Origin of the sequence: Methylobacterium isbiliense (assembly GCF_022179325.1) — a bacterium.
In the GTDB taxonomy this organism is placed as follows: Bacteria; Pseudomonadota; Alphaproteobacteria; order Rhizobiales; family Beijerinckiaceae; genus Methylobacterium; species Methylobacterium isbiliense.
In genome coordinates, this window is record NZ_BPQQ01000016.1 from 175,948 (window position 1) to 189,297 (window position 13,350).

The window sequence follows — 13,350 nt, forward strand, 5'->3', positions numbered from 1 at the left end:
ATGGGTTGGCCTCACGGCCAAGGCAAGGCTGGCAGGCCCCGGCGGATGGGCGGGGCGATGCGGCCGCGGCGGGCCGATGTGAAAACGGCATCGCCTCTCCGGTGCCGGAGAGGCGATGCCGCGCGACGATTCCGGTCGGCTCGGAGGCGCGGTCTCCCGCGCCTCAGTTGTCGAGGAAGCTCCGCAGCTTGCGCGACCGGCTCGGGTGCTTGAGCTTGCGCAGCGCCTTCGCCTCGATCTGGCGGATGCGCTCGCGGGTGACGCTGAACTGCTGGCCGACCTCTTCGAGGGTGTGGTCGGTGTTCATGCCGATGCCGAAGCGCATGCGCAGCACGCGCTCCTCGCGCGGCGTGAGCGAGGCGAGCACCCGGGTGGTGGTCTCGCGCAGGTTCGACTGGATCGCCGCGTCGATCGGCAGAACGACGTTCTTGTCCTCGATGAAGTCGCCGAGGTGGGAATCCTCCTCGTCGCCGATCGGCGTTTCGAGGGAGATCGGCTCCTTGGCGATCTTGAGGACCTTGCGCACCTTCTCCAGCGGCATCGCCAGCTTCTCGGCCAGCTCCTCCGGGGTCGGCTCGCGGCCGATCTCGTGCAGCATCTGGCGCGAGGTGCGGACGATCTTGTTGATCGTCTCGATCATGTGCACGGGAATGCGGATCGTGCGGGCCTGGTCGGCAATCGAGCGGGTGATCGCCTGCCGGATCCACCACGTCGCGTAGGTCGAGAACTTGTAGCCGCGCCGGTACTCGAACTTGTCCACCGCCTTCATCAGGCCGATGTTGCCCTCCTGGATCAGGTCCAGGAACTGCAGGCCGCGGTTGGTGTACTTCTTGGCGATCGAGATCACGAGCCTGAGGTTCGCCTCGATCATCTCCTTCTTGGCCTGCCGGGCTTCGCGCTCGCCCTTCTGGACCATGTGGACGATCTTCCGGTACTCCTGGATCTCCAGGCCGGTCTCGGAGGCGAGCGAGGTGATCTGCTCGCGAAGCGTCCTGATGCCCTCGCTGCCGCGCTCGGTGAAGTTCTTCCAGCCCTTGCCGCCGAGCTTGCCCACGCGCTCGACCCAGTGCGGGTCGAGTTCGTAACCCTGGTAATGGCGCAGGAACTCGTCGCGGGCCACACCATGGCTCTCGGCGAGCCGCATCAGGCGGCCCTCCTGGGAGATGAGCCGCTTGTTGATGTCGTAGAGCTGCTCGACTAGCGCCTCGATGCGGTTGGCATTGAGCGAGAGCGACTTCACGTCGGCGACGATGCGGTTCTTGAGGTCCGCGTACTGGCGGCCCTGCTTCTCGCTCGCGTCGCCGCCCTGCAGGCGGGTCTCGGCCTGGTCGGCCTGGACCTTGCGCAGCTTGCGGTAATTGTCCGCGATGGCGTCGAAGGTCTCCAGCACCCGCGGCTTCAGCTCGGCTTCCATCGCCGAGAGCGAGACGTTGTTCTCGAGGTCGTCCTCGTCACCCTCGGGTTCGGGGGCCGGCCCGTCGCCGTCGGGCGCCTCGCCCTCGGCCTCCGGCTCGCCCTCGCCCTCCGCGGGACCGCCGCGGCCGTCCGGGCCGGCATAGGTCGCTTCGAGGTCGATGATGTCGCGCAGGAGCACCCGGCCGTCGACGAGCTCGTCGCGCCAGATGATGATGGCCTGGAAGGTCAGCGGGCTCTCGCAGAGGCCCGCGATCATCGCCTCGCGCCCGGCCTCGATGCGCTTGGCGATGGCGATCTCGCCCTCACGCGAGAGCAGCTCCACCGAGCCCATCTCGCGCAGGTACATGCGCACGGGGTCGTCCGTGCGGTCGGTCGGCTCCTTGGTGGTCTCGGTGCGCAGCACGGCCGGCCGGGTCTGGGCCACCTCGGCGACCTCGGTGCCCTCGGCGGGCTCCTCGTCCTCGCTCGCCTCGCCGCCCTCGGCCTGGTTCTCGTCGGCCTCCTCCGCCTCGACGACGTTCACGCCGAGTTCGGAGAGCTGCCCGAGCACGTCCTCGATCTGCTCGGAGGTGAATTCCTCCTGAGGCAGAACCTCGTTGAGCTCGTCGTAGGTGACGTAGCCGCGCTTCTTGGCGAGCTTGATCATCCGTTTGACGGAGGCATCCGTCAGGTCGAGGAGCGGTCCATCGGTCTGCTGCTCGGGAGCCGCTTCGGTCTCTTCTCGTTCCGTTGCCTTCGTCGCCATGTTCAGCCTATGGTTCCGGTGCCGGCCCGCCCGGAACGGGAGAGCGCCCCGCCTCGTCGGCACCGCGATGTACAGACGGGCAGCGGAGCCACCGGCCCTGCCGCCCTCGAATCTCCGTCGCAATCTGCAAGCGCTACGCTTGACTTACTGTTAACTATCCCGCCCCTGGCCCCGAAGTCACGCCTCGCGCGTCAGTGCGGATCGGAGCCCCCGTCCGGCACGTCCGTCTCCGCCTCGGCGGCGGCCACCCGTGCGAGGCGATCCTTCACGTCGCACAGCCATGCGAAATTGGCCTCGGTGTGATCTTCGGCAAGGGCCCGTTCGGCCGCCCGGAGTTCGCTATGTAGAGATCCGGCGTTGCGGTGCAAGATCACGGCCTGCCGGAGCGCGTCTTCGAGCCGCACCGGATCGGCGTGCGGATCGAGCGCCCAGCGGTCGCCCGGGCGCACCAGCGCGGCGATCCGCCCGGCCGCCGGGGTGAGCCCGGCCCGGGCAAGGCGACCGTCGAGCAGGGTCGCCTCGGCCTCGCCCTCCGCCGCATGGCCGATCAGCACGTCGCGCAGGGCCGTCGCGTCGGGGCTCGTCAGGTCGAGATCCGCCAGATCCTCGGCGAGGTCGGCGGCCGCCCCGGAGAGCAGGCCGGGATGGACCAGCAGCACCGCGATGATCAGCGCCTCGCGCGACGAGGAGCCGCCGGAGAACAGCGAGGAGCGCGCGAGCAGCGGACTCGCCCTCGCGGTGAGACGCGGCGAGGCGGCGCGCTCCGGCGCCCCGCGGGGTCGGGGCACGAAGGCGCCCGCCTCGCGGCGCCCCCGCGGTGCGGCGCCGGGCCCGAGCGTGCGCAGCCGCGCCTCGATCTCGTCGCGGTAGAAGCGCTTGAGCGTCTCGTCGCGGATCTGGCCCACCATCTCCCGCAGGCGCTGCGCGAGGCCGGCCCGGCGCTCGGGCGTGTCGACGGGGCTCATCTCGCTCTCGCGCGACCACAGCACGTCCACGAGGGGCCGCGCCCCGGCGAGCACCCGGTCGATCGCCGCCGCCCCGCCCGAGCGCAGCAGGTCGTCGGGGTCCTGGCCCTCGGGCAGCAGGGCGAAGCGCAGGGACTTGCCGGGCACAAGGCCGGGCAGCGCCACATCGAGGGCGCGATAGGCCGCGCGCCGCCCCGCCCCGTCGCCGTCGAAGCAGAGGATCGGCTCGTCGGCCATGCGCCAGAGGAGTGCGAGCTGCTCCTCCGTCAGCGCCGTGCCGAGTGGCGCCACCGTCTCGGGGTGGCCGGCCAGCGCCATGGCGATCACGTCGACGTAGCCCTCGACGGCGATCACCCGGCCGGTGTCGTGCGCGGCCTGTCGGGCGGCGTGGTGGTTGTAGAGCATCGCGCCCTTGTGGAAGAGCGGCGTCTCCGGGGAGTTGAGGTATTTGGGCTTGGCGTCCGGCGCGAGCGCCCGCCCGCCGAAGGCGATCACCCGGCCGCGCAGGTCGCGGATCGGGAAGATCACCCGGTCGCGGAAGCGGTCGTACGGGACTGCGATGTCCTCCCCGCCGATGAGCAGGCCGAGTTCGATCATGGCCTCGGCGGAGACGTCGCGGGCGGCGAGGTGGTCGCGCAGCGCGTAGCGCTCGGGCGGCGCGTAGCCGAGCCGGAAGTCCCGCACCACCGATTCGCCCAGGCCCCGCCGGGAGAGGTAGTCGCGGGCGCGGGCGCCGGTGCGGCCCGCGAGGTGGTCGGCGAAGAAGGCCGCGGCCAGTTCCATCACCTCCAGGGCGCCGCGCCGCCGCTCCTCGGTGTCGCGGCTCTCGCGGCTCGGCGCGGGCAGGGGCACGCCGGCCTCGCCCGCCAGCCGCTCCACGGCTTCCGGGAAGCTCAGGCCCTCGGTCTCCTGCAGGAACCGGAAATGGTCGCCGTGCTTGCCGGACGAGAAGCAGTGGTAGAATTGCTTCTGGTCGTTGACATAGAAGGACGGGGTCTTCTCGGCATTGAAGGGCGAGAGCCCGCGCCACTCGCGCCCGGCCTTCTTCAGGCGCACCTTGCGCCCGACCAGGTCCGAGAGCGGCAGCCGGGTCCGGATTTCGTCGAGGAGATGGGGCGGGTAGCGCACGCGGCGGTCCGGCGACTGAACGGACGGCCCTTATAGCGCGCCAGCCTCCGCAGAGTCCTAACGCCGCTGCGCCCGCACGGGCCGCACCAGCGCGTCGAGGAAGTTGCCGATCTCCCGGCGCCGCCGCACCGTCTCCAGCACCTCCGGGCCGAGGCCGAATCGCCACGCGAGGTCGGCATGGCCGGCCGGATCGTCGTGGAGGTCGCGCAGCGCCCGCGCATGGGCCTCCACCACCGCATCGTCGGCGCAGAACCCCGCGCCGACGATCTCGCGGGCGCTCAGCCGCAGCATCGCCGCGACCTCGTCGAGGTCGAGTTCGGGATGGTATTGCGTGCCCCAGAAGGTGCCGCCCTCGTAGTCGAGCGCGATGGCCTGCACGTCGAGGCGGCCGTTCCCGGCCAGCACGGTGCTGCCGGGCGGGGGCACGACCACCGCGTCGCTGTGGATCGCCGGCGCGTCGTAGGCCGGCGGGCGTCCCGCGAGAAGCGGGTGCTCGCGGCCCGCCGCACTCGGCGCGAGGTTGCGGGCGAACCCGTATTCCGGCCCGCGCGGGTTCTCCCGCGCCTCGCCGCCCGCGAGCGTCGCCGCGACCTGAACGCCCCAGCAGGAGCCGAAGACCGGTACGCCCTGCGCGAGGGCGGCGCGCATCAGCTCCACCTGCCGGATCACCGCGGGGCCGCCCTCGGCGACCCGCAGGGTCGAGCCGGTGAAGACGAGGCCGTCATAGGCCGCGAGCCCCGGCGGCAGCGCCGCGTCCGCGTCGGCGGGCGCCAGGAGGTCGCAGGCCGCGTCGGGGGCGAGCGCCCGCAGCACGCCCGCATAGGTCTCCGCGGAGGTCTTCCCGCACAGGCGGACGTGGCGGGCACGGCCCGCGCGCTCGTTCCCGTCCGCCACGAGCAGACGCAGCATCGATCCCGTTCCCCTCGTCGTTGCCAGGGCGCAACGTGGGGTGTCCGGGGCTGTTCCGGGGCCCGAGCGTCGCAGGCGCGGTCAGACCGGTCTTTGCGTGAAGTACCAGGGATGCCCCTCGGGATCGTGCGCGGTGTAGCTGCGGCCGTAGGGCAGGTCCGTCAGCGGCGAGACGATCGCGGCCCCGGCGGCCTCAGCCCGCGCGCAATGGGCGTCGATGTCGGCAAGGAAGATGAAGACGCCCTGGCTGGCGGGGCCCGACGCGCCCGGCGGGCGCAGGCGCGGATCGGCGGCCCCCTGCCCCATCATGATCCGGCCACCGTCGAGCGACATCTCGGCGTGGATACCGGAGGGCGTCGGCACGCGCAGCTCCTCGCGGAACCCGAAGGCGCGAGAGAGCCAGCCGAGGGCGGCCGGCACGTCGCGGTAGAACAGGTAGGGAATGATCTCGGTACGCGGCACGGCTCGCTCCGGGGCTTGACCCGCGACACCCGATCGCGGCGCTAAGGTTTTATGGAATATCGCTAATTTTTCGGTTAACGCCCCTTAAACCCGCCTCATTTAACGTCTCTCCCAGGACCCGCTCGAACCGATATCGCCGCGCGAGCGGGGCTCTGGAGGCTCCCCTCGCGGCTGCGGGCCGGTTCGCCCGGGATCACGAGGGTGGACGAGATGGCGAAGGGACGCGGTGGTCGGGTCGAGCCGAGATTCGACGCGCCGGAGGGGCGCCCGGATCCGGCCGCGCTCGACCTGCGCCTGACGCGGGGCGACCGGGCGGGGGCGGGCGTGGCACGATCGAAGACGACGGGGGCCAAGCGGGCCGGCGGGCGCCCGTCCGCCCCCGCCCCGCGGCGCAGGCGCTCGCTCCTGGGGCGCCTCGTCTACGGCCTCGTCATCCTGGGGGTCTGGGGCGTGGTCGCGCTCGCGGGCGTCGTCGCCTACCACGCCTCGCAGCTGCCGCCGATCGACCAGCTCGCCGTGCCCAAGCGCCCCCCGAACATCGCCATCCTGGCGAGCGACGGCTCGCTGCTCGCCAACCGCGGCGAGACCGGCGGGCGCACGGTGGCGATCCGCGAGTTGCCGCCTCATCTGCCGCGGGCCTTCGTGGCGATCGAGGACCGGCGCTTCTACAACCATCTCGGCATCGATCCCATCGGTATCGCCCGGGCGCTGTTCCGCAACCTGACCTCGCGGGGCGTGGCGCAGGGCGGCTCGACCCTGACGCAGCAGCTCGCCAAGAACCTGTTCCTCACCCAGGAGCGCACCGCCTCGCGCAAGATCCAGGAGGCGATCCTCGCCCTCTGGCTGGAGCACCGCTACTCCAAGGACGAGATCCTCGAACTCTACCTCAACCGGGTCTATTTCGGCGCGGGCGCCTACGGGGTCGAGGCGGCGGCACAGCGCTACTTCGCCAAGCCCGCCAAGGACGTGACGCTCGCGGAAGCCGCCATGCTGGGCGGCCTGGTGCAGGCGCCCTCGCGGCTCGCGCCCAACCGCAACCTGCCGGCCGCGCAGGCCCGCGCCGCCCAGGTGCTCGCCGCGATGCAGGATCTCGGCTTCGCCAAGCCCAGCGAGGCCAAGGCCGCGCTCGACAAGCCGGCCAAGCCCGCCCGCGCCCCGGGCGGCGGCTCGGCCAACTACGTCGCCGACCTCGTGATGGACGTGCTCGACGACTTCGTCGGCACCATCGAGACCGACGTGACGGTCTCGACCACCGTCGATCCGGTGCTCCAGGCGGCGGCCGAGAAGGCGCTGGTGGACGAACTCAACCAGAAGGGTGCGCGCTTCAACGTCGGCCAGGGCGCGGTCGTGGCGATGCGCCCGGACGGAGCGATCCGCGCGCTGGTGGGCGGGCGCGACTACGCGCAGAGCCAGTTCAACCGCGCCACCACCGCCAAGCGCCAGCCCGGCTCGGCCTTCAAGCCGTTCGTCTACCTCGCGGCGATCGAGCGCGGCCTCACCCCCGACACGGTGCGCGAGGACAGCCCCGTGAGCGTGAAGGGCTGGAGCCCGGAGAACTACACCCGCAGCTACGCCGGGGCGGTGACGCTGCGCGAGGCGCTCGCCCACTCGCTCAACACGGTGGCGGTGAAGCTCGGGCTGGAGGTGGGGCCGAAGGCCGTGGTGCAGACCGCGCAGCGCCTCGGCATCACCTCGCCGCTCCAGGCCAACGCCTCGATCGCGCTCGGCACCTCGGAGGTGACGCCGCTCGAACTCGTGGGCGCCTACGCGGTCTTCGCCAACGGGGGCACCGGGGTGATCCCGTACGTGATCGCCAGCGTGAAGACGGTGGGCGGCAAGGTGGTCTACAAGCGCAGCCCCGCCGGGCTCGGGCGGGTGGTCGATCCCGCCGCGGTCGGCATGATGAACGCGATGCTGCACGAGGTCTTCGTCAGCGGCACCGCCAAGAAGGGCGACATCCCGGGCTACGACCTCGCGGGCAAGACCGGCACCAGCCAGGATTTTCGCGATGCCTGGGTGGTCGGCTACTCGAACACCCTGGTGACGGGCGTGTGGCTCGGCAACGACGACGGCGAATCGACCAAGCGCGTCTCGGGCGGCAATCTGCCGGTGGAGGTCTGGAACCGCTTCATGACGACGGCGCTGCGGGCCGACAAGGTCGCGGCGCTGCCCGGCGCGGGACGCTGGCGGCGGGGCGGCAACGCGGTCGCGGCGGCGGGGTCCGACACCGGGCTGGGCGGCCTGATCGGCGAGCTCATCGGCGACTCGCCCGCGCCCGCCCCGGCCCGGCCGGTGCCCCAGCAGGGCCGCGGCGGCCCGAGCCGCGAGGACCGCAACTTCCTGGAGCGGCTGTTCGGCATCGGCGAGTAGCGCGGGCTCCGGTGCGCCGCCTCGCCCGCGGACCTGTCCCGGGCGACCGGCGCGTCTCGGTCGTGGGCGCCAAAGGAGGCGCCGCGCGGCTGCTCACCGCCGCTCGGCGCCCCACCCGGAACCAGACCAGGCTGCCGACTTGCAGTCTCGGCTTCAAGGGCCGCCCGGTTTCGTGAGCCGCGGGCCGTGCCAGTGCCGGCAACTCAGCTTCCCGAGGGTCCGATCCAGCCCCTGCGAAATCCAGCACCAGGATAATCAAGCAATTCCGATTGCCGAATTATCCCGATTGCCCATTCTCCCGGTCTTCAGCTTGTTGCAGAAAGGGCACGAGGCGTCTCATCCTTCGACCGATCATGCCTTATCTACCATCTCCGACGCAAGTACCAGGGAGGCGGGATTGCGGCGGAACTGAGAAAGTCGCTATCTCCCTGGCCAACGGCGCAGCTGTGCCGATGAGCGAGCAATCGCCTGGGTCTGGAGGGGTCCGATGTCTGCGTTTCGCCGTGGCCTGCTGCTCACGACGATCCTGGTTCCCTGTGCGATCGCGAGCCTGGGCGGACGCGCCGCGGCGCAGGGCGATACGATCGCGCTCGACACCATCGACGTAGTGCCGGTCACGCCGGTCGGCGGGGCGGGCGGCATCGGCCGCTCCGAGACCGGCGCGCGGGTGCCGACAGGGGGCAGCCTGCCCCTGAGCAAGGTCCCGTTCACCGTCGAGACCGTGACCGCGCGCCAGTTCGAGCAGGACCGCGCGACGCTCGACCCGACCTTCACGCTCGCCCGCACCACGCCGGGCGTGAACGTCTCGGACGGCCAGGGCAACAGCTTCCGCCAGACGGTGACCTATCGCGGCTTCGACGCCTCGCCGCTCCAGGGCGCCCCGCAGGGCCTCGCCGTCTACCAGAACGGCGTGCGGATCAACGAGGCGTTCGGCGACGTGGTGAACTGGGACCTGATCCCGCAGGTCGCCATCAACCGCCTCGACATCGTCACCGGCAACCCGATCTTCGGCCTCAACGCGCTCGGCGGCGCGGTCAACATCGAGATGAAGAACGGCTTCACGTGGCAGGGCAAGGAGGTGTCCGTGATGGGCGGCTCCGACGGCCGCATCCTCGGCACCCTGCAATACGGCGAGGTGATCGGGCCCTGGAGCTTCTACTTCGCGGGCGAGGGCCTGCGCGACCGCGGCTGGCGCTTCCAGTCGCCCTCCGAGATCGGACGGGTCTACGCCGATCTCGGCCACCGCACGCCCGATTCCGAGTTCCATCTGATCGCCTCGGGCGCCAAGACCTTCTTCGGCGCCGCCGCCGCCGCGCCGGTCGACTTCACCCGCCTCAACGAGCGGGCGATCTTCACCTCGCCGCAGACCATCGACACCGAGGTCGGCCAGATCCAGGTCACCGGCAAGGTCAACCTCTCGCCGACCTGGGACATGTCGGGCGTGGCCTATGTCCGCCGCTTCAGCCAGTTCGTGGTCGACGGCAACGACGGCAATTTCGAGAATTGCAGCACGCGCTCGTCCTTCCGCGGCTTCCTGTGCTTCGAGGATGACGGCTTCGAGCGCGCGCCCGGCCAGTCGGACCAGGCGTTCCGCAACCAGTTCCTGATCGTGGGGCCGCAGAACCAGCGCATCCCGTTCCGGGCCGGCATCCCGTACGGCACCCTCGACACCGTGCGCACCGAGGCGACGAGCTACGGCGGCACGCTGCAGGCGACGAACCGCGACCAGCTCTTCGAGCGGCCCAACACCTTCATCGTCGGCGGCAGCATCGACGCGGCCTCTTACAGCTTCAAGTCCGCGAGCACGCTCGGGGTCATCAACCCCGATCTGAGCGTCACGACCGACCCGAACAACCCGGTCTACGGCACCATCCCGGGCCTCGGCACCGGGCCGATCCGCACCGCGGCGGCGCTCGGCATCGCCCCGAGCCAGGTCTTCGGCTCGAACCTCTACATGGGCCTCTACGCCCTCGACACGCTCGACGTCACCGACCGGCTGTCGCTCACGGCGGGCGCGCGCCTGAACTTCGCGCGCATCTCGACCCAGGATCAGACCGGCTTCTCGCCCGACGTGACGGGCACCCACTACTTCACCCGCATCAACCCGGTGGCGGGCCTCACCTACCGGTTCTATCCCTGGCTCAGCCTCTACGGCGGCTACTCGGAGTCGAACCGGGCGCCCACCCCGCTCGAACTCGCCTGCGCCAATCCCGACCGGCCCTGCCTGCTGCCGAACTCCCTCGTCGCCGACCCGCCGCTCAAGCAGGTCGAGGCGCGCACCTACGAGGCGGGCTTCCGCGGCACGGTGGCGGACGTCTACGAGGGCGGGCTCGTCAACTACAAGCTCGGCTTCTTCCGCACCGACCTCTCCAACGACATCCTGCAGGTCGCGGTGCCGGGCAATGCCGCCCGCGGCTACTTCGTGAACGTGCCGGCCACCCAGCGCCAGGGCATCGAGGTGTCGGCCGAGTACGTGGGCGAGCGGCTGCGCCTCTATGCCAACTACGCGCTCGTCGACGCCACCTTCCAGTTCCGCGGCGACCTCTCCTCGCCCAACAACCCGCTGGCGGATGACGGCCTCATCACGGTGCGGCCGGGCAACAAGCTGCCGCTGATCCCCGAGCACCAGATCAAGGCCGGGTTCGACTACGCGATCACGCCGCAGTGGCGCTTCGGCTTCAACGTCGCGGCCTTCTCGTCCTCGTACTTCCGCGGCGACGAGTCGAACCTCAACCGCAAGCTGCCCGCCTACGCGCTCGCCAACCTCAACACGAGTTTCCAGATCACGAAGAACGTCGAGATATTCGGGCTGGTGACGAACCTGTTCAACACCCGCGTGCCGAGTTTCGGCACCTTTCTGGGGACGTCGGCGAACTTCGCCAACCGCTACACCTTGGCCGATCCGCGCACCACCACGCTAATCCAGCCGCTCTCGGTCTACGGGGGCATGCGGGTGACGTGGTGACGGGATGCGGGCCGGATTTGACAAGCCCCGCCCGCCTCCCCTTCTGGTGAGGGGCCGGACCGCCGCGCGGCCCGGCCAGCCGCGTGAGCGCCCCATGATCGTCGAGGCCGGATTGCACGACAGCCCTCCCGCACCGCGGACGGGCGGGTGGTCTGCCCTGTGGTCCGGCCGCCCCATGCGGGCGCGCCTGATGGTGGTGGCGGTGATCATCAATGCGGTGGCGGCCCTGGTCTCGGGTGCCGTGATCATCCTCAAGGCCCGCACGGCGACCCAGGTCGAGACGGCCGCCTCCCTGGCGGTCGCCGAGCCGCTGGTCGCCGAGACCCTGCAGGTGCTGCAGGACGCGCCCGTCTCCGGCCTGTTTCCGATCCTCGACCTTCGCTTCCGCACCGTGCGGCACGTGCGCGTGTCGCTCCTCGATGCCGCTGGCGCGCCGGTCGTCACGGGCGACGAGGCCCGGCGCCGCTCCGGCGAGGTCAAGCCGAGGGCACCGGCGTGGTTCGCCCGGATGATCGCCCCGCCGGTGCAGCGCCACGAGGTGCCCCTGGTGCTGCGCGGCACGCGCATAGGCACCGCGCTGGTCACCACCGAGCCGGGGGACGAGATCGATGAGATCTGGGGCTACGCGCTCGCCCTCGGCCTCACCGGCGCGGCGCTGAGCCTCGCCATGCTGGCGACGCTCTACCTCGCCTTCGGGCGGCTGCTCAGCCCGCTCGCCCGCCTCGCGGACGGCCTGACGCGGCTGGAGCAGCAGGATTACAGCCCGCGCCTGGACCGGCCCGACACCCGCGAACTCGCGGTGATCGCCGCGCGGTTCAACCGGCTGGCGGAGGCGCTGGAGGCGGCCCGCGCGGCCAACCGCGACCTCAACCGCCGGCTTCTGACCGCCCAGGACGACGAGCGCCGCCGGACCGCGCTCGAACTGCACGACGAGTTCGGCCCCTGCCTGTTCGCGCTCGAAGCCAATTCCTCCTCGATCGCCCGGATCGGCGCGACCCTCGACGAGCCCGCCCGCGGGCGGCTGCGGCAGCGCACCGACGACATCGCGGCGATCGTCAGGCGCGTGCAGGTGATCAACCGGGGGCTGCTCAGCCGGCTGCGGCCGGCCGGCCTCGGCCAGGCGCCCCTGGCGCAATGCCTCGACCTGCTGCTGCGCGACCTCGCGCGGCACAATCCGGGCGTGACGATCGAGGGCCGCTTCGCGCCGCTGCGCCGGGGCTACGGCGACCTCGTCGACCTCACCGTCTATCGCTGCGTGCAGGAGGGCGTCACCAACGCGCTGCGGCATGCGCGGGCGGCGGCGATCCGGGTCGAGGTCGCGGAAGCGGCGGACGGCACCCGGCTCGACCTCTCGGTCTCCGACGACGGAATCGGGCTCGCGCCCGAGCCGGCCCTCGGCCACGGGCTGCCGGGCATGCGCGAGCGCGTCGCCGCGCTGGGCGGGCGCCTCGCCATCGCGGGTGCGGCGGCCGGCACGGTCCTGTCGGTGGCGATCCCGATCGAGCCGCCGGGCGCGGGCGAGGCGGCGGCGTGAGCGCGATCCTGCTCGTCGACGACCACCCGATCGTCCTGCAGGGGTGCCGCACCCTTCTGGAGGCGACCGGCGCCAGCGTGCTGACCGCCGCGACGCTTCCGGCGGGCTACCGGACCGCCCTGCGGCACAAGCCGGCCGTGGCGGTGATCGATCTCGCCTTCCCGGGGCGCGATCTCGCGGGCCTCACGCTGCTGCGCCGCCTTCAGGCGCGCTTGCCGCGCACGCGCTGCCTCGTGTTCAGCATGCACGCGGATCCCGGCCTCGTCGCACGCGCCCTTGAGGCCGGTGCGCTCGGCTACGTGCTCAAGGATGCGCCCGCCTCGGACCTGATCCAGGCGGTGGAGCGGGTGCGGGCCGGGCGACCCTATCTCGACGGCACGCTGGCGGCCGAGGTGGCGCTCCTGAGGAGCGACCCGCGCCGCCAGATGCTGGGCCGGATGAGCCCGCGCGAGCGGCGCATCCTCGTGCTGCTCGCCGAGGGCCGCAGCTACACGGCGATCGCGGGCGACCTGTCGGTGAGCTACAAGACCGTGACCAACGCCTGCGCGGCCCTGCGCCAGCGCCTGGGGCTCGGCACGCTGACCGAACTCACGCATTTCGCGGTCCAGCACGCACGCGATCTCGCCTGAACCGCGGACAGGATCTTCCGTTGCGTCAAGACGGCTTCTGCGCCGTGACCGGTCCGTCAGGTGCATCCGTCTGTCGACCGGAAGGAGGTGAATCGCTTGAAACGTCCGAGGCTGGTCCTGGAGATCAAGTTCTTGGGGTGGCACCTGGTCTTGATCGTCAGGTGTGGCTCCCGGCACCGGGGTTCACACCCCGGTTCCCACGGATGAGAAGAGCGGCTCACCTCCGC

Annotated in this window: 8 protein-coding genes; 4 read left to right on the top strand and 4 right to left on the bottom strand. The window is 71.4% G+C overall.

The annotated features are described in order from the left end of the window. Positions 1-163: 163 nt before the first annotated feature. The 4 genes from rpoD to MFF61_RS07385 all read right to left on the bottom strand — a co-directional run bounded on the left by rpoD (position 164) and on the right by MFF61_RS07385 (position 5,625). Positions 164-2,161, bottom strand: coding sequence for an RNA polymerase sigma factor RpoD (gene rpoD, locus MFF61_RS07370; RefSeq protein WP_238234430.1), 1,998 nt, complete (start codon positions 2,159-2,161; stop codon positions 164-166). Positions 2,162-2,352: 191 nt separating this feature from the next. After that, on the bottom strand, positions 2,353-4,254 hold the full coding sequence (gene dnaG / locus MFF61_RS07375) for a DNA primase (protein WP_238234431.1): 1,902 nt from the start codon (positions 4,252-4,254) through the stop codon (positions 2,353-2,355). Positions 4,255-4,311: 57 nt separating this feature from the next. Beyond that, positions 4,312-5,163, bottom strand: coding sequence for a type 1 glutamine amidotransferase (locus MFF61_RS07380; protein WP_238234432.1), 852 nt, complete (start codon positions 5,161-5,163; stop codon positions 4,312-4,314). 81 nt (positions 5,164-5,244) lie between these two features. Beyond that, entirely contained in the window at positions 5,245-5,625 is a 381-nt protein-coding gene (locus MFF61_RS07385; protein ID WP_238234433.1) for a VOC family protein, read from the bottom strand. Between the two features lie 210 nt (positions 5,626-5,835). Between MFF61_RS07385 and MFF61_RS07390 the strand changes: the two genes are divergently transcribed. The 4 genes from MFF61_RS07390 (at position 5,836) to MFF61_RS07405 (ending at position 13,123) form a co-directional block, all read left to right on the top strand. Then, positions 5,836-7,995 (top strand): transglycosylase domain-containing protein, encoded by a 2,160-nt coding sequence (locus MFF61_RS07390; RefSeq protein WP_238234434.1) that lies wholly within the window; start codon positions 5,836-5,838, stop codon positions 7,993-7,995. A gap of 487 nt (positions 7,996-8,482) precedes the next feature. Beyond that, a complete protein-coding gene (locus MFF61_RS07395) occupies positions 8,483-10,960 on the top strand; it encodes a TonB-dependent receptor (protein ID WP_238234435.1) in 2,478 nt (825 codons plus the stop codon). A gap of 94 nt (positions 10,961-11,054) precedes the next feature. Continuing rightward, the gene (locus MFF61_RS07400) at positions 11,055-12,494 is read left to right on the top strand and encodes an ATP-binding protein (protein ID WP_238234436.1); all 1,440 of its coding nucleotides are present in this window, start codon (positions 11,055-11,057) and stop codon (positions 12,492-12,494) included. Continuing rightward, on the top strand, positions 12,491-13,123 hold the full coding sequence (locus MFF61_RS07405) for a response regulator transcription factor (protein ID WP_238234437.1): 633 nt from the start codon (positions 12,491-12,493) through the stop codon (positions 13,121-13,123). The genes MFF61_RS07400 and MFF61_RS07405 overlap by 4 nt, the downstream gene beginning before the upstream one ends. The last annotated feature ends 227 nt before the right edge of the window (positions 13,124-13,350 follow it).